Here is an 18,886-nt window from a genome sequence, read left to right on the forward strand (position 1 = left end):
CCTGTACGGTGACGCGCAGGGCTGCCCTGGCCGTGCCGTTGGCGACCACGTTATCGGTGGTGACCTTCAGATCGCTGACCTGCGCGGTACTGACATCGGCGATAAAGGTCACGATCGCGGTTCTGGACGAGTTACCGAGAGTTGCGCTGACCTCCTGGGCCGCAGCAAGCGTGCTGGTGGCGGTAAAGGTGGCAGTGCCGTCCTTTGTGGTGGTGACGCTGGCAGCACTGAGCGTGATGCCGCTATCTTTGGCGGTAAGGGTAACCTTCTGATCGGCCAGCGGGTTGCCGTGCTGGTCCTTTACGGTGACGCTGAGTTGAGCCCTGGCCTTACCGTTGGCCAGCACGTTATCGGTTGTGACCGTCAGGTCGCTGATCCCAGCGGTACTGGCATCGGCGATAAAGGTCACGGTCGCGGTTCTGGACGAGTTACCGAGGGTCGCGCTGACGTCATAAGCGGCCGCGGTGGTGCTGGTGGCGGCAAAGGTGGCGGTGCCATCCTTCCCGGTGGTGACGCTGGTCGTGCTGAGCGTGACGCCTTTATCAGCGGTGCTCAGGGTCACCTTCTGATTGGCCAGCAGGTTGCCGTGCTGGTCCTTTACGGTGACGCTCAGTTGAGCTTTGGCCGTACCGTTGGCCAGCACGTTATCGGTGGTAACCGTCAGGTCGCTGATCCCGGCGGTACTGGCATCAGCGATAAAGGTTACCCTGGCGCTTTGTGACGAATCACCCAGCCCGGCGCTGATGCTGTAGGTAGCCGCCGTGGTGCTGGTAGCGGTAAAGGTGGCGGTACCGTCCTTCGCCGTGGTGACACCGGCAGCGCTGAGTGTAACGCCTTTTTCGGCGGCGGTCAGGGCCACTTTCTGATCGGCCAGTAGATTGCCATGTTTGTCCTGTACGGTAACGCGCAGGGCAGCTGTCGCCATGCCATTAGCCACGGCATTATTGGTCGTGACCTTCAGCGCGCTTACGTGGGCGGTTGTGATGTCCCCGATAAAGGACACGTTCGCATTACGTACGGAATCACCGAGTGCGGCCCTGACAGGGAAGGTGGCTGCGGTAGTACTGGTGGCGGTGAAGGTGGCGGTACCGTCCTTCGCCGTGGTTACGGTAGCAGCGCTGAGCGTCAGCGCCTTATCGGCGCTCAGGCTAATCTTCTGATCGGCCAGCAGGTTGCCATGTTTATCCTGTACGGTTACGTGCAGGGCGGCTTTCGCCGCACCGTCAGCTACCACGTTATCGGTGGTGACCATCAGGGCTGTGATCTGGGCGGTCGTGACGTCACCGATAAAGGTTACGGAGGCGTTGCGCACGGACTCACCCAGCGTGGCCCTGATGTTAGAGGTGGTCGCGGTAGTGCTGGTCGCGGTAAAAATGGCTGTGCCGTCACTGCCAGTTATAACGGTATCGGCGCTGAGTGTCAGGGGCTTATCGGCGTTCAGGCTGACTTTCTGACCGGCCAGCGGGTTACCATTTTTATCCCTGACGGTAATTTTTAGGGCAGCCTTCGCCGCACCGTTAGCGACCACATTGTCGGTGGTCACCGCCAGGGCCGTGATCTCGGCAGTGGAGGCATCGGCGATAAAATTCACTTTGGTGCTGAGGCTTGATTCACCGACGCTGGCGGTCACGTTTAAGCCAGCAGCGACGGTGCTGGTGGTGGTAAAAGTGGCTGTACCGTCACTACCGGTTGTGATGTCCGATGCCTGCAGTATCAGTCCGGTGTCTGCGCTGAGTGCGACAGACTGATTGGGTACCGGGTTGCCATTTTTGTCCTGCACGGTAACGCGCAGTGCCGCCCGGGCCACGCCGTCAGCCACCACATTATCGGCAGTCACCGTCAGGGCAGTGACATGGGCGGTACTGCTATCGGCGACGAAGTGAACTGTAGCACTGGCATTTTCTGAGGATTCGCCAAGGCTGGCGGCAATAGTGAAAGCCGACGCGATACGGCTGGTGGCGGTAAAGGTGGCTCGGCCGTCAACGCCGGTGGTAACCACCCGGTTACTCAAACTCACGCCATTCTCCGCGGTTAGCTGCACTTTCATATTAGCGAGCGCGTTACCCATAACGTCGTTAACCAGCACCTGTAAAATATTAGTAGCCGTACCGTTGGCGACGGCATTATCGGAGCTGACCAAAAGCTCACTGATCCTTGCAGTGCGCGTGTCGGCGATAAACGTGATGGACGCGTTAGCGGTGGAATCAGCAAGGGAGGCGGTGATTTCATAGGTTGCCGCAGTCAAACTGGTTGCGGTGATGATGGCACTGCCCTCGCTGCCGGTAATGACGCTGTCAGCCCCAAAAATCAGACGTTTATCACTGTGCAGGTCGACCTTCTGCCCGGCAAGTCTGTTACCGTACGCGTCGTTGACGATAACGCGCAGTGCGTTGCGGATGTTACCGTCAGCGACAGAATTATTGGTCAGCACTTCCAGTGAGTCTATTCGGGCCGTACGGGCATCAGCAATGAAGTGAACGGTAGCCTGAGCCGATGTACCGCCGAGGCTGGCACTGACGTGCGCAGCGGCTGCCACCTGACTGGTAACGGAAAAGGTAGCCAGCCCGTCAATGCCGGTGATAACGCGAGTATCGCTCAGTTTAAGATCGTTGACGGCTTCAGGCGTAACGACCTGTTCGGCAAGGGGGTTGCCCCAGGCATCCGTTACGGTAACCTGGAGATCCACAGTGTCGAGGCCATCAGCGATAGCATTATCGTTGAGAACGGTCAGTGCGCTAACCTGGGCGGTGCTGGTGTCACCCATAAAGGTCAGGTCTGCGCTTGCCGACGATGCGCCGACGGAGGCGGTAATACTCATTGTCGTCGCGACGCGGCTGGTGGCGGTGATGATAGCGCTACCGTCGATGCCCGTAGTCACGCTGGCTGCGGTAAGTTTGAGGCCTTTTGCCGCCTGAAGCGCAACCTCCTGACCGGCAACCGAGTTGCCGTGGGCATCATGGACGATCACCCGCAGGGAGCCTGTGGCAAGGCCATTGGCGATGGCATTATTATTGACGACCTGGAGCATGTTGATCCGTGCCGTACTGCGGTCAGCGATGAAGGTAAGGGTCGCATTCGCGGTCGAGGTACCAAGAGTGGCAGTAACGTCTGCGGAGGTAGCTGTAGTACTGGTGACGGCGATATCAGCGGTACCCTCGCTGCCGGTGGTGACGCTTTTGGCAGGCAGCACCAGTCTCATATCAGCTCTGAGGGCGACGGGCTGGTCAGCCAGTCGGTTGTCATAGGCATCCACAACGGTGACGCGCAGGATATCCGTAGCAACACCATCGGCGACGGCATTATCTTTGACCACCGCCAGTGAGTCGATCTTCGCGGTAGTGACGTCGCCAATAAAACTGACCGTCTTGCTATCGCTGTTGCCATTTTCCATTGCGGCCAGAAGCTGATAATTACCTGCTGTCGTACTGCGAAAACGAACGGAGACTTCCCCTGCGCTATTGGAGCTAAGCGTGGCTTCGCAGGTCGCCGCGTCATTAATGATGCACTTTTCAGAAGGACCGGACAGGGTAAATTTCACCGTCATATTACTGAGCGGGGCGCCGGCTTTATCGGTTAATAATGCTGTAGCCTTTCCTTCATCAATACCGTTGGCGACAATACTTCCGGCAGGCATTTCGGTTAAATGAACAGTATTACTGGAACGAATAACATTTATCAGCGTTTCCTGCTGTGGGGCGGCATTGCCATGGGTATCGGTCGCGATAGCCGTGACCCGCCAGCCGTTGTTCCCTTCACCCAAATAGGCAGGAAGAGTAACGGAAAGTGAAGTTGGCGAAGTCTTCTGAATTTTTCCACCTGCGCTGATTAATTCCGGCGCTTCCCAGTGAATATCTTTTAAACCATATTTCGCTCTGACGCTGGCATCAATGGATAATGTGGTCATCGCTTCCCCGGTCACCGACGCGGGAAGGGAGAAGGCAATAAGGTCCTGTTTACGATATTGCATAACAATATTGTAATTACGATCGACAAAATCATAACGACTGCCGGAAAGACTACGCATGATCCCGACCGTTCTGGGATCGATCTGATCCCGCAATGACACGCCCGTTCTGTAACTGAACGCAATACTGGCGTAGTTCTCTGAAATCGTGCCCGCCTTGTGGCCAGCACTCAGCGTCAGCAGAGGGAATGGGGTATAATTAATTTCCGTTGTTATGGCTGAGGGGGAATCTTTTAAGGATGATACACTGGTCGAGTCATTGAGAATAACGCCTTTCCCAAAGTATTTTTCATATTTCAGCGCGCCACCCAACTGAGGATAAGCGGGCAACCATGCCTGAGCATTAACGTCGAATCCATTTGCCGGGCGCTCATCATAATCCTCCATTACGCCCAGAGGAGACTGATGCCATTGTGTCAGACGGAAATAACCGTTAGCAGAAAGCTTAAGATAATCGGCCCATCCCTCGATGCCAAGGCCCAGGCGAGAATTATCACCCGTAAGATCGTAATCCCAGAATCCATTAATACCCAGCATCCAGCCGTCGTCTATAAAATGACGCAGGCCACTGCCGACATTATAGGTTGTTCTCTCACTATTACGTCTGATGCCGATTTGGCTGAATAGCAGATTATTTGTCCCCTCCCAGAGAGGAAGCAGGATATCTGCACTGCCTGTCCCGTTACTGCTGAACTGAAATTTACTGTTGCTGCTCTGACCCAGCCAGTCACGCAGTGCATTATCCGCCAGGCCACTGCCGATGCCGGATATCATATTAATACCTGCCTGCGCGCGGCTGTCAGCACCCAGAACCTGCCACAGGCTCCTGATACCGGTCAGTGAGGGAGGCATTCTCGGGTCCTCCTCTGCGGTACTGGCGTCAGGGACAGGGACAGGGGCAGGCTCAGCCTCAGCCTGCGTTCCCCCTAAAGACGGTAGCGAATTGACTATACCTGACAGAGCGTTATCAACCGGGACTTTGTCTGACTGAGACGGCTTAGCCGGGCTTTTTTTTTCGGTTTTTGCTGGCAGCGCGAACTGCGGGGATAAAAACCAGGCCTCACCTTTTTTTGCTGGCTCTGCCTCGGGTGCCGAATAAATCTGAACCTTTCCTGCTCCTGGTTGGGCAGACTTATCCACCTTTGCGTCAGGCAGTGAGGATGCTCCCTCCAGCGTCACAGAAGCGCTCCCGATATCGCCTTTTCTGAGTTCAAGAACCTGTTGGTCCAGAGAGTCAAATGCAGTGATGACAGCATTAGCAGGCATACTAGCGGTCAGGATGAGATGATTAAATATGACAAAATAAACCATGGGTCTGAAAAATCTGTTCATTTCCATTATGACTATTACTCATTCCATGAATAAAGTGTGACTTCTCACTGGACCAAACGGCAACGGGATAACACTCTTTTGAGATAAAGTGTTATCCTGTCGTAAATCGTTTCAAAAAGGGCGGTCAGATCTTACTTACCGCCAGCATCTTTTTTCTAATTTCAACAAACGTCTGGCTTTTAACGCGATCGCAAATAAGGTTAAGTTTGTCATTCAGCGTCAGCGTCATAAGCTCGCGTGGATCCTGCTCTAACAGATTTTCATTCTTTTTGTAATAGGAGTGAGAAGCATTGATGGCGTCGAACTGTTTCCGATACATCGTAAAGGCCTCATAGTTGAGACTCTTAAGAAGATCGAAATTATCCACGCACTGCCTGCCCTCAATTTTTTCTGCTTTAATTACTTTATTTGTAGGTGAAAGCTCAGCTTTTACCGTATTAGGTTTCGTATCTACGCTACTACACGATGTGACTAAAACAGACGTAAGAAGTATTAATAATGCTTTCCTGTTTATCATTTCTCGTCATCCTGATTAAAAGAAATTAATTAAAAGTCGCTGCTATTATTACGACTCTGCTGATATGTAAGATCTAGAGGGGTGTCTGTTTTTGATACGATCATTCTACAGGGTGAGACTCTGAGACTGGAAAGTGTTTGTTCTTATCGTTAAATGCCTATAACTGCACTATTTCCTCTCATAGGGTCAAGGCGTAAGATGCATTACTTCTCTCAGAAATGTTGTATAATGAAAAGTTTTGCAAAATTTAGCTGTAATGATATTTAGCGGGCTGCGACCAGTCAGGGTGCGGCATCGCCGTTTACCCACTACGCTTAGTCACGCAGTGGCAAAGGGATAAACAATGCATTGCCAGACTTCCTTACGAAATTCTTACCCGTTGAAGATAGAAATTATTCTTATTAATAACCCATAATGGCAGTGGGCCAGGTTGGCCTGCCTGATACTGGTGGCGGCACGCAGCTTCCGTTAAATACCTCACTTTGGTTGACTCTACTGAGCCTCATGACCCAGACGACTATTAAATTTTCATTATCCCGACGTAGAAAAATTATTTTTACGATCCTGGTTGTTCTTATCGCGCTGCTGGTGTGGCATTTCTGGCCTGCTGCCGGTTCCAGGGGGGGGGAAGCACAGATGCAGGGACCGGGTGGTCCTGGTGGGCCAGGGATGCGGCACGGGTTGACCACACCTGTTCATGCAGGTGACGTTACGACGGCGGATGTGCCGATCTATCTGACTGCGCTGGGCACGGTGATCCCCAATGCGACGGTGACCGTGACCAGTCGGGTTGACGGACAGCTGACGCATGTGTTTTTTACCGAAGGGCAGAAAGTTGAGGCAGGGCAGCTGCTGGCGCAGATCGATCCGCGCAGCTACCAGGCGACACTGGCCCAGTATCAGGGCGATCTTAATCAAAATCAGGCTCTGCTTAAAAGTGCAGAGCTGACGCTGGCCCGTTATCGTAAGCTGTTTGCGCAGGATTCACTCTCACGTCAGGATCTGGACAGCCAGATAGCCACCGTCGGCCAGTACAGCGGCGTCATTAAGGCTGACCAGGCGCAGATTGCAGCGGCAAAACTGAATATTGATTTTGCACGCATCACCTCGCCCATCTCGGGGCGCGTAGGTTTGCGACTGGTGGATGCGGGCAATATGGTTCACAGTTCGGACACCACCGGCATTGTCACCGTTACCCAGACCCAGCCTGCTGCCGTCACCTTTAGCGTGCCGCAGAACAATATACCGACGCTGTTAAAGGCGCTGCATAATGATAAAAGCCTTGCGGCCACCGCGTTTGATCAGGATGGCAGCACCGCGCTGGCGCAGGGAAGCGTACGCTTTATCAGCAATCAGATAGACACCAGTACCGGCAGCGTTGAGATGAAAGCGCTGTTTGCGAATCAGGATGAGGTGCTCTACCCCAACCAGTTTGTCAACCTGCGATTGCAAGTCGGGACGCTTAAGCAGGCGGTGGTGATCCCGGCACAGGCGCTACAGCTTAGCAGCGACGGCAGCTTTGTCTGGCTGATTAATAAAGACCACACCGTAACGAGGAAGGCGGTCCAGACCGGGCCCGCGCTGGGGGATACGCAGCAGGCGGTCCTTAGCGGACTGGCAGCCGGTGACCGCGTCGTCACCGAAGGCATCGACCGCCTTAGCAGCGGCAGCAAGGTTTCGATTATTACCGCCGCTGGCATGAATGCCGCTGGCGATGCGCCCGCCGCGCCCGCTGATAATATGAACGCTGCCGGAGGCAGCGCGACTCAGGCAGTGCCGGGCAAAAATACCCAGGCCGCCAGCGGGACCGGGAAGGAGAAATGAATCCTTCACGCATCTTTATAGAGCGTCCGGTCGCCACGATTTTGCTGATGGTGGGCGTGCTGGTTTCTGGCCTTTTTGCCTACCGTTATCTCTCTACCTCTGCGCTACCGCAGGTGGATTATCCCACTATTCAGGTGACGACACTCTACCCCGGGGCCAGCCCGGACGTGATGGCGTCGTCGGTTACTGCGCCACTCGAACGTCAGCTGGGTGAGATGGCTGGTCTGAGTCAGATGACCTCCAGCAGCGCCAGCGGTTCGTCGGTGATTACGCTAAAATTCTCTCTCGACCTCAAGCTGGACGTGGCCGAGCAGGAAGTGCAGGCGGCGATAAACGCGGCGAATAACCTGCTGCCCAGCGATCTGCCTAATCCGCCGACCTATAAAAAGGTTAACCCGGCGGACACCGCCGTCATTACCCTGGCGGCCACCTCTGACACACTGCCGCTGATTAAAGTGCAGGATCTGGTCAATACGCGCATTGCCCTTAAGCTGTCGCAGATTTCAGGGGTGGGTATGGTCACGCTGGCGGGTGGGCATCAGCCTGCTATTCGGGTCAGGGTCGATCCCAACGCGCTGGCGGCGCACGGCCTGACGCTGGAAGACGTCAATACCCTGATCGCCAACAGCAACGTAAACGGTTCAAAAGGCGGCTTTGACGGCCAGTATCATTCGGTCACCATTGACGCTAACGATCAGCTCCGTACGGCAAAAGAGTATGGCAATCTGATCCTCACCTGGCAGAACGGCGCGGCGCTAAGGCTGCATGATATTGCGCACATTGAAGAGGCACCGGAGAACACCTTCCAGTCAGCCTGGGCAAATAATAGTCCAGGCATTGTAATCAGCGTACAGCGCCAGCCGGGAGCCAACGTTATCTCGGTAGTTGACGCCATCAAAGCGCAGCTGCCTGCGCTTCAGGCCGCCCTGCCGGACGGTGTCAAAGTCCAGGTACTTTCTGATCGCACCCAGACTATCCGCGCCTCTATCCACGACGTGCAGTTTGAGCTGATGCTGTCGATTGCCCTGGTGGTGATGGTCACTTTCCTCTTTCTGCGCAACGTGGCGGCCACCCTTATTCCAGGCGTAGCGGTGCCGCTGTCGCTGGTCGGCACCTTTGGCATAATGTATCTGGCCGACTTCAGCCTGAATAACCTTTCGCTGATGGCGCTGACTATCGCCACCGGCTTTGTTATTGATGACGCTATCGTAGTGGTTGAGAATATTTCCCGGCGGCTGGAGCAGGGCGAAACGCCCAGGGAAGCGGCGCTGAAAGGTTCGGCGCAGATCGGTTTCACCATTATCTCCCTGACGTTTTCATTAATTGCCGTGCTGATCCCGCTGCTGTTTATGGGCGATGTGGTGGGGCGGCTGTTCCGTGAATTTGCCATTACCCTCGCGGTCTCGATCCTGGTATCTATGGTCGTTTCGCTTACGCTTACGCCGATGCTTTGCGCCTTCCTGCTGCGCCACATACCGGAAGAGCGTCAAAGCCGCTTTTATCGCAAGGGCGGACAACTCTTTGACCGACTGATCGCCGGATACGATCGCCTGTTAACCATCGTGCTTAATCACCAGCGGCTCACGCTGCTGGCCGCACTGGCCACGCTGGTGTTTACCGCGCTGCTTTACCTTGTCATCCCGAAAGGCTTTTTTCCTTCACAGGATACCGGCCTCATTCAGGGTGTGACTATCGCCTCGCAGGATGTCTCATTTGGGGAAATGGCGAAACGTCAGCAGCAGCTGGCGGAAATAGTGCTGAAGAATCCGGCGGTAGACAGTCTGACCTCCACCATCGGCATTGACGGCACCAATACCAGCCTTAACAGCGGACGGCTACAGATCAACCTGAAGTCGTTTGATGACCGTGATGAGCGCGCCGATAAGGTGATAGCCGAGCTGGCGCAGGCAACCCGCAGCGTGCCGGGTATCCAGCTGCATATGCAGGGCTCGCAGGATCTGACCGTTAACGATCAGGTTACGCCGGATCAGTATCAGTTCTCACTGGATGATGTCGACAGTGAAAATTTGGTGAAATGGTCACCGAAGCTGGTTGCTGCGCTACAGCAGCAGCCCGCGTTCAGCTCGGTGGTGAGCAATCTACAGGATCAGGGGCAGGTAGCATACGTTGAACTGAATCGTGATGCCGCAGCGCGCTTTGGCATTACCGCCGCCGATGTGGATACCGCGCTGTATAACGCCTTCGGTCAGCGACTGGTTTCCACCATTTTTACTCAGTCAAACCAGTACCGGGTGGTCCTGGAAGCTGCGCCTGAGTTTCAGCAGTCGCCGGCCTCCCTGAACGATATCTGGCTGGCGACATCGAGCAGCAGCACATCCTCTTCGGGCACCAGTGGGTCGGGCACCAGTACCCCCTCCACGTCGGACAGTACGACGTCATCCGGCAGCAGCGCGGGCATGGTCAGGCTGACCTCCGTCGCCACCATTCATCAGCGTACCGGGTCGCTGGTGCATATGCGGATCGATCAGTTCCCCGCGGTGACGATCTCCTTCAACCTCAATAAGGGCTACTCGCTGGAGGATGCGCAGAAAGCGATCGCTGAGACCACCCACAGCCTTGCGCTACCGTCGAGCATTACGCTGCGTTATCAGGGCGAAACGGCGGCGTTCCAGAGCGCCACCAGTAATACGCTATGGCTGATCCTTGCGGCGCTGATGACCATGTATGTGGTGCTCGGCATCCTCTATGAGAGTTTTATTCATCCGGTAACGATTCTGTCAACGCTGCCCTCGGCCGCAGTGGGGGCGCTACTGACGCTGCTGCTGGCGGGAACCGAATTCAGCCTGATTGCCCTTATCGGGGTAATTCTGCTGATTGGCATTGTTAAAAAGAATGCGATCATGATGATCGACTTTGCGCTGGACGCCGAGAAGCACCAGCACCTCAGCCCGCGCGAGGCGATCCACCAGGCCTGTCTGCTGCGCTTCCGGCCCATTTTGATGACCACCATGGCGGCGCTGATCGGCGCGCTGCCGCTGATGCTGTCATCGGGTTCCGGCGCTGAACTCCGTCAGCCTCTGGGGCTGGTGATCGTCGGCGGCCTGATTTTCAGCCAGGTGCTGACGCTGTTCTCCACGCCGGTTATCTATCTGTGGTTTGATCGCATGGCCGCGCGGGGACGTCGTCAGATGCGCAAAGTGATCGATCGCGGATGAATATCACCCGCCTGTTTATCTTCCGGCCAGTGGCGACGCTGCTGCTGACCCTGGCGCTGCTGCTGCTTGGCGCACTGGGCTATCGTCTGCTGCCCGTCGCGCCGCTGCCGCAGGTGGACTTCCCCACCATTATGGTCAGCGCCAAACTGGCCGGGGCCAGCCCGGAGACGATGGCGGCCACCGTAGCCACGCCGCTGGAGCGCTCGCTGGGGCAAATCGCCGGGATATCCGAGATGACCTCCAGCAGTTCACAGGGCTCAAGCAACATTATTTTGCAGTTCGAGCTGTCGCGCGACATTAACGGCGCGGCGCGTGATGTCCAGGCGGCGATCAACGCCTCCCGGAGTCTGCTGCCCAGCAGCATGGCTTCGCTGCCGACCTATCGAAAGGCGAATCCCTCCGATGCGCCCATTGTGATGCTGGCATTGACGTCATCGACCCGATCGAACGGTGAGCTGTACGATATTGCCGACAGCAAAATCGATCAGAAGATCGCCCAGGTACAAGGGGTTGGTGACGTTTCGCTGATGGGCAGCGCGCTGCCCGCGGTGCGCATCGATCTTCAGCCGCAGCAGCTGACCCATTTTGGCCTGTCGCTGGATACGGTACGCAAAGCCATTGCCAACAGCACTACCCATCTCCCTAAGGGGATCCTGCAGGGCGAACGACAGTCGTGGGTCGTCGACAGCAACGGTCAGCTCGATAAGGCCCGGCAATACGCTAATCTGGTGATCAGCTATCAGGACGGCAGGGCGGTGCGACTGCGTGATGTCGCGACGGTATACGACGCCGTGGAGGACAAATACAACGTCGGCTACTTCAACCAGTCGCCGTCGGTGATGATTGGGGTGACGCGCCAGGCCGGGGCGAATATGCTGGAAACCATTGATGCGATCAAAGCCCAGCTCCCGGCGCTGCAAAAGGATCTGCCTGCCGATGTGACGCTTAAAATTGTGCTGGATCGCGGGCCAAACATTCGCGCCTCGCTTTACGACACCGAGGAGACGCTGCTGGTGGCGGTACTGCTGGTGATCGGCGTGGTGTTCGTTTTTCTGCGTAACGTGCAGGCGGTGCTGATCCCGGCGCTGGCGCTGCCGGTGTCGCTAATTGGCACCTGCGCGGTGATGTATCTGCTGGGATACAGCCTGGATAACCTGTCGCTGATGGCGCTGATTATCGCCACCGGCTTTGTGGTTGATGATGCTATCGTGGTACTGGAGAACATTACCCGCTATATCGAAGAAGGGCTGAGTCCGGTCCGCGCCGCAATCAAGGGCGCGCATGAAGTGAGCTTTACCGTGCTGGCGATGACGCTGTCGCTGGTGGCGGTATTTATTCCGATCCTGCTAATGGGCAGCATCGTGGGACGTCTGTTCCGGGAGTTCGCCGTCACGCTGACCGTTTCGCTGATTATCTCGATGCTGGTCTCGCTCAGCCTGACGCCGATGCTCTGCTCGCGGCTGTTGAAGAAAAAGCCAAAGGTCACCGTGCGGCCGCATCCGCTGTTTCAGTGGATCGAACGTGGGCTTAACCGGCTGCTGGCCGCCTATGCCGCGGCGCTGAACTGGGTGATGCGCCATCAGCGGCTGACCCTGTTTAGCCTGATCCTGACCGTTATACTCAACCTTTTTCTCTACTCCGTGGTGCAGAAAGGATTTTTCCCTAATCAGGATACCGGGCTGCTGATGGGCATGCTGCGGGCCGATCAGAACGTCTCATTCCAGGCGATGAAGCCAAAGCTCCAGGCCTTCGCTAAACTGATCCAGCAGGATCCGGCGGTGGACGGGGTGATGTCTTCTATGGGCAGCGGGGCGTTTGGTTCGCGTAACACCGCCAGCTTCTTCGTTCGTTTAAAGGATCCCGACCAGCGCAAAGCCACGGCTACCGAGGTGGCGAACCGACTGAGCGGTAAAACCCGCAACATTCCCGGCGTGGAGCTGTTTTTGATGGCTGCGCAGGATATCCATATAGGCGGACGCAGCGCCAATGCCTCTTACCAGTACAGCCTGCAGGCGGACGATCTGGACACCCTGCGCATCTGGACGCCAAAGGTTAAAGCCGCGCTTGAAGCCATCCCCCAGCTTACCAGCGTGGATTCTGACTCGCAGACCGGCGGTCAGGAAGTGATGATCAATATCGATCGCGATCGCGCCACGCGGCTGGGGGTCGATGTCAGCATGCTGGATACGCTGTTAAACAACGCTTTCTCGCAGCGTCAGGTCGCCACCCTGTATAAGACGCTTAATCAGTACCACGTGATTATGTCGTTGCAGGATGCCTACACGCGCGATCCGGATATGCTGAACAAACTGTACGTGGTGAATGATAAGGGCCAGCAGATCCCGCTCTCCGCTTTTGCCAGCTTTAGCGGAGCCAATGCGCCTCTGTCGGTGGCGCATCAGGGGCAATCAGCCACCAGCACCCTTGCCTTCAACCTTGCGGATGGCGTCTCGCTGGAGCAGGCCCAGGCGCTGATCAAAGCGGCGATGATAAATATCGCCCTGCCAGATAACATTCAGGCCGGTTTCCAGGGGACGGCGAAAGCCTTTGCCGACCTCTCAGCATCAATGCCCTGGCTGATACTCGCGGCGCTGGCAGCGGTCTATATTGTGCTGGGGATGCTGTATGAAAGCTATATCCATCCGCTGACCATTCTCTCAACGCTGCCCTCCGCGGGCGTGGGTGCGCTGCTGCTGCTGCTGCTGACCAACACCCAGCTGACGGTTATTGCACTGATCGGCATTCTGCTGCTGATCGGCATTGTGAAAAAGAACGCCATTATGATGATCGACTTTGCGCTGGCCGCCGAACGCAATCAGGGGATGTCGCCGCAGCAGGCGATTACCCAGGCCTGCCTGATGCGTTTCCGCCCGATTATGATGACCACCCTGGCGGCCTTTTTCGGTGCGCTACCCCTGGCGCTCGGCAGCGGCGGTGATGCCGATCTGCGCAGCCCGCTTGGGCTGGCTATTGCCGGTGGCCTGGCCCTGAGCCAGCTGTTAACTCTCTTCACCACCCCGGTGGTGTACCTTTACCTCGATCGCGCCAGCCGTGCCACTAAGCGACAGTGGGCCCGTCTGCGCCCTGCGGAATAAACGTATTTATGAAACTCACTCCGGTAATAGTGGCGCTGCTGCTGAGCGGCTGCGCCGTAGGGCCTGATTACCACCGGCCCGCAGTAAATGTACCCAGCCAGTATAAAGAGGCCAGGGGCTGGAAAGAGGCCACGCCGCAGGACGCGCAAAGCAAGGGCGAATGGTGGTCGGTCTATCATGATCCCATCCTCTCCGGCCTGCTGCGCCAGGTATCCATCTCAAACCAGAACGTGGCGCAGTACGAAGCGCAGTATCGCCAGGCGAAAGCGCTGGTGTCTGAATCCCGTTCCGATCTCTTTCCCTCGGTGAGCGGCACCGGCAACTCCACGCGCAGCGTCAGCGGCGGGCAGCGCAGCGTCAGTGACAGCCATTCTCTGGAAGCCAGCGCCAGCTGGGAACTGGATATATGGGGCAAGCTGAGGCGCACGCTGGAAGAGAACAAAGCCAGCGCGCAGGCCAGCGCGGCGGAGCTGGCGAATATCACCCTCAGCGCCCAGTCGGAACTGGCGCAGGATTATTTCCAGCTGCGGATTATGGACAGCCAGATTGCGCTCTATCAGCAGAGTATTGACGCTTATCAGCGCTACCTGACGATCATCAATAATAAATACCAGGCGGGCACTGAATCACGTGCGACACTGGCTCAGGCGCAGACTCAGCTTGAAAGCGCCCGGGCATCGGCGTTGGATCTGAGCTGGCAGCGCGCCCAGACCGAACATGCCATCGCCATGCTTATCGGCACCACCCCGGCGGCGTTCAGCCTGCCAGCGGCACCGCTTACGGCGACGCTGCCCGCCATTCCCTCCGCCATCCCCTCGGAGCTGCTGCAGCGACGTCCCGATATTGCCTATGCCGAACGCAACGTCGCCGCCGCGAACGCCGCGGTTGGCGTGGCAATCGCTGGCTACTATCCCGATCTGACCTTAAGCGCCAGCGGCGGATTTTCCAGCAGCACCTTTCAGCATCTGCTGTCGCTGCCGAATCGCGTCTGGTCGCTGGGGCCGGAGCTGAGCGGCACGCTGCTGGACTTTGGCGCCACCTCCTCGCGGGTAGAACAGGCGAAAGCCGCCTGGGATGCAGATGTCGCCAGCTATCGCCAGGCGGTGTTGCAGGGTTTCCAGGAGGTTGAAAACTATCTGGTTGAGCTGAGTACGCTCCAGGATGAGGTGCAGGCGCAGCAGCGCGCCAGCGACGCGGCGAAGGAATCTGCCCGGGTTACGCGCAATCAGTATCAGGCGGGCATGATCGATTATCTGGACGTCGCCACTACCGAAAACACCAGCCTCAGCCAGCAGCAGAGCCTGCTGTCGCTGCAAAGCACGCAGTGGGTTGCCAGCGTACAGCTGATTGTCGCGCTGGGCGGCGGCTGGCAGGATAAAAGAGAGGGATTTCAATAAGGCCACTCGGGTTATCTTTACCCAGAAAGGACTGATTTAGTGCTGCCTGTCGAATTAACTTAGCCTTACCGGGGGAAGGTGGCCTTAATGTTCACAGCATTACTCGCAAAATTGCACATTTATCCTTAACCTGCATTGAGTTGTGCCGCTGTATCCTGCATGGTTGTAGCCAACTTTTTTATGCTAAGGAGTTGGCATGCTTTTCACTTTTTTCCGCCTATTGTTCAGACTCTGCTTCCGCACGCGCTTAAGCGGCGATACGTCGGGTCTGTATAAAGAAAAAGTTCTGATCGTTCCTAACCATATGTCTTTTCTGGATGGCATTCTGCTGGCTGTTTTTCTGCCGGTAAAACCCGTTTTTGCCGTCTATTCCTCGGTCAGCGAACAGTGGTATATGCGCGCGCTGCGTAAGTTTATTGATTTCGTCCCGATGGATCCCACTAAGCCGATGTCCATCAAACAGCTGGTGAAAACCATCAACCAGGGGCGGCCAGTAGTGATCTTCCCCGAAGGGCGCATCACGGTAACCGGCTCGCTGATGAAAATCTACGAGGGTGCGGGTTTTGTGGCCGCAAAAACCCAGGCCACCCTGGTTCCCCTGCGTATTGAGGGGGCCGAGTACACCCCCTTTGGGCGCCTGGCGGGCGTGTTTAAGCGCCGCCTGTTCCCGCGCATCAGTCTGACGCTGCTACCAGCGACCCATATTCCGATGCCGGAGGCACCCAGGGCGCGGGATCGCCGCAAGCTGGCGGGCGAACATCTCCAGCACATCATGATGGAAGCCCGTATGGCGGTCCGTCCGCGCGAGACGCTGTATGAGGCTTTCCTTGCCGCCCGTACGCGATACGGCCTGTTCAAACCCTGCATTGAAGACGTTAACTTCACGGCAGACAGCTACACCGGGCTGCTGAAAAAGTCACTTGGCGTGGGGCGCATACTGGAGCGCTACAGCGCGCCGGGAGAATATATCGGCCTGCTGCTGCCCAACGCGACGGTGGCGGCAGCGGCAATTTTAGGCGCGTCAATGCGCGGCCGTATACCGGCGATGCTGAACTATACCGCCGGTGTAAACGGGCTCAGCAGCGCCCTGAAGGCATCAGGGGTAAAAACCGTTTTCACCTCCAGGCAGTTCCTTGATAAGGGCAGGCTGTGGCATCTGCCTGAACAGGTCACCCAGGCGCGATGGATATTTCTGGAAGATCTGAAGGATACGATCACCACCCAGGACAAGCTGTGGATCCTCGGGCACCTGCTGATGCCACGCCTCGCCGCGGTTGAACAGCAGCCAGAGGATGCGGCGATGGTGCTGTTTACCTCCGGCTCCGAAGGCAATCCGAAAGGCGTGGTGCATTCGCATAAAAGCCTGCTGGCGAACGTCGAACAGATCCGCACCGTGGCGGATTTTACCCCGCGCGACAAGTTTATGTCGGCCCTGCCGTTGTTTCATGCCTTTGGTCTGACGGTAGGGTTATTCACGCCGCTGATGACCGGTGCGCAGGTCTTTCTTTACCCCAGTCCGCTACATTACCGTATCGTGCCGGAGCTGGTCTATGACCGGAACTGTACCGTCCTGTTCGGCACCTCAACCTTCCTTGGCAACTATGCCCGCTTCGCCAATCCCTACGATTTTGCCCGCCTGCGCTACGTGGTGGCCGGTGCTGAAAAATTGCAGGAGACGACGCGTCAGACGTGGATGGACAAGTTTGGCATCCGCATTCTGGAGGGCTACGGCGTAACGGAGTGCGCGCCGGTGGTAGCCATCAACGTGCCGATGGCCGCCAAAAATCACACCGTGGGCCGTATTCTGCCGGGAATGGACTCGCGCCTGATCGCCGTACCGGGCATTGAGCAGGGCGGCCTGCTTCAGCTGCGCGGCCCGAACATTATGAAGGGCTATCTGCGGGGGGAGGCGCCCGGCGTACTGGAAGCGCCGCAGGCCGATAACGGGGAAGGGAAGATGGAGCCGGGCTGGTATGACACCGGCGATATCGTCAGCTTTGACGATCATGGCTTCTGTCAGATTCAGGGCAGGGTGAAACGCTTTGCTAAAATCGCCGGGGAGATGGTTTCGCTGGAAATGGTTGAACAGATAGCGCTGAAAGCCTCGGCAGAAAAACAGCATGCCGCTTCGCTGCGCCCGGATGGCAGCCGCGGTGAGGCGCTGGTGCTGTTTACCACCGATGCGGAACTGAACCGGGAGCAGCTGCAACGTGCGGCCCGCGAACTGGGCAGCCCTGAGCTGGCGGTTCCTCGCGATATCCGCTATCTGAAACAGCTCCCCGCGCTCGGCAGCGGCAAGCCGGATTTTGTCACATTACGCAGCATGGCTGAGCAGGCGGAGAGCGGTGATGAGTGACGGCATCCGCAGCGAGGGTCTGTTTTCCCGGGGAATGCTGGCGGTGATTGCCGCGCAGTTTCTGTCGGCATTTGGCGATAACGCCCTGCTGTTTGCCACCCTGGCGGTGCTTAAGCAGCAGGTCTATCCCGACTGGAGCCAGCCGGTATTGCAGATGGTGTTTGTCGCAACCTACATCCTTCTCGCGCCTTTTGTTGGGCAGGTAGCGGACAGCTTTGCTAAGGGGCGGGTGATGATGTTTTCCAATGCCCTCAAGCTACTGGGCGCACTGGTTATCTGCTTTGGCTTTAACCCCTTTATTGGCTACAGCCTGGTTGGCGTGGGCGCGGCGGCCTACTCCCCAGCCAAGTATGGCATCCTGGGCGAGCTGACCAACGGCGAGACGCTGGTAAAAGCCAATGGCCTGATGGAGTCATCAACCATTGCCGCTATTCTGCTGGGTTCCATTGCCGGAGGCGTACTGGCGGACTGGCACCTCATCGCGGCGCTGCTGGCCTGCGTGGTGGCTTATGGACTGGCCGTGGCGGCCAACGTCATGATCCCCAAACTGGCGGTGGCGCGTCCGGGCCAGCCGTGGCATCCGGGTCAAATGTCGGCCTCCTTTTTCAGCGCCTGCCGGACACTGTGGCGCGACGGCGAAACCCGCTTCTCGCTGGTGGGTACCAGCCTGTTCTGGGGCGCGGGCGTTACGCTGCGCTTCCTGCTGGTACTGTGGGTACCGGTGGCGCTGGGCATTACCGACAACAAAACGCCTACGCTGCTGAATGCCATGGTCGCCATCGGCATTGTGTTCGGTGCGGCGGCAGCGGCGAAGCTGGTTACGCTGAAGACGGTGGGACGCTGTATGCCTGCGGGCGTACTGATCGGCGTGGCGGTGGTGTTTTTCTCACTGCAGCATGCAGAGGTGGGGGCGTATCTGCTGCTTATCCTGATTGGCGTGCTGGGAGGATTCTTTGTCGTGCCGCTTAACGCGCTGCTGCAAATGCGCGGTAAGGCCAGCGTGGGCGCAGGCAATGCGATTGCGGTGCAGAATCTCGGTGAAAACAGCGCCATGCTGCTTATGCTGGCGCTCTATACGCTGGCGATTAAGCTGGGTGCGCCACCGGTCACTACCGGCGTGGGTTTCGGCGCGCTGTTTGCCCTGTCAATGGCGGTGCTGTGGGGCTGGCATCTGGCGCAAAAAAAGGCCAGAACGCCTGACCTGTAATCGTAACGGGTGACGCGC

Annotated in this window: 8 protein-coding genes; 6 read left to right on the forward strand and 2 right to left on the reverse strand. The window is 57.1% G+C overall.

Going from position 1 to position 18,886, the window contains the following annotated elements; all coding sequences use genetic code 11:
- Nucleotides 1-4,816, reverse strand: a 4,816-nt coding sequence (locus tag ACLRGG_RS18760) for an Ig-like domain-containing protein (RefSeq protein ID WP_416251182.1), incomplete at its 3' end; no start/stop codon positions are given.
- Nucleotides 4,817-5,420: 604 nt separating this feature from the next.
- Nucleotides 5,421-5,813 carry a YuaE family lipoprotein gene (locus tag ACLRGG_RS21485; RefSeq protein WP_503369202.1) on the reverse strand — a complete coding sequence of 131 codons (393 nt, stop codon included), beginning with the start codon at nucleotides 5,811-5,813 and terminating at the stop codon, nucleotides 5,421-5,423.
- A gap of 504 nt (nucleotides 5,814-6,317) precedes the next feature.
- Between ACLRGG_RS21485 and ACLRGG_RS18770 the strand changes: the two genes are divergently transcribed.
- The 6 genes from ACLRGG_RS18770 (at nucleotide 6,318) to lplT (ending at nucleotide 18,868) form a co-directional block, all read left to right on the forward strand.
- Nucleotides 6,318-7,637 carry an MdtA/MuxA family multidrug efflux RND transporter periplasmic adaptor subunit gene (locus tag ACLRGG_RS18770; protein ID WP_416251183.1) on the forward strand — a complete coding sequence of 440 codons (1,320 nt, stop codon included), beginning with the start codon at nucleotides 6,318-6,320 and terminating at the stop codon, nucleotides 7,635-7,637.
- A complete protein-coding gene (locus ACLRGG_RS18775) occupies nucleotides 7,634-10,813 on the forward strand; it encodes an efflux RND transporter permease subunit (protein ID WP_416251184.1) in 3,180 nt (1,059 codons plus the stop codon). The genes ACLRGG_RS18770 and ACLRGG_RS18775 overlap by 4 nt, the downstream gene beginning before the upstream one ends.
- Complete coding sequence (locus ACLRGG_RS18780) at nucleotides 10,810-13,908, forward strand: multidrug efflux RND transporter permease subunit (protein ID WP_416251185.1); 3,099 nt, start codon at nucleotides 10,810-10,812, stop codon at nucleotides 13,906-13,908. Before ACLRGG_RS18775 ends, ACLRGG_RS18780 begins: the two co-directional genes overlap by 4 nt.
- Nucleotides 13,909-13,916: 8 nt before the next feature.
- Nucleotides 13,917-15,305, forward strand: a complete 1,389-nt coding sequence (locus ACLRGG_RS18785; RefSeq protein WP_416251186.1) for an efflux transporter outer membrane subunit — start codon at nucleotides 13,917-13,919, stop codon at nucleotides 15,303-15,305.
- 196 nt (nucleotides 15,306-15,501) lie between these two features.
- Complete coding sequence (aas, locus tag ACLRGG_RS18790; protein WP_416251187.1) at nucleotides 15,502-17,661, forward strand: bifunctional acyl-ACP--phospholipid O-acyltransferase/long-chain-fatty-acid--ACP ligase; 2,160 nt, start codon at nucleotides 15,502-15,504, stop codon at nucleotides 17,659-17,661.
- Complete coding sequence (lplT, locus tag ACLRGG_RS18795; protein WP_416251188.1) at nucleotides 17,654-18,868, forward strand: lysophospholipid transporter LplT; 1,215 nt, start codon at nucleotides 17,654-17,656, stop codon at nucleotides 18,866-18,868. Before aas ends, lplT begins: the two co-directional genes overlap by 8 nt.
- Nucleotides 18,869-18,886 lie beyond the last annotated feature (18 nt).

Origin of the sequence: Erwinia sp. PPS120, assembly GCF_047918655.1 — a bacterium.
Classification (GTDB): domain Bacteria; phylum Pseudomonadota; class Gammaproteobacteria; order Enterobacterales; family Enterobacteriaceae; genus Erwinia; species Erwinia tasmaniensis_A.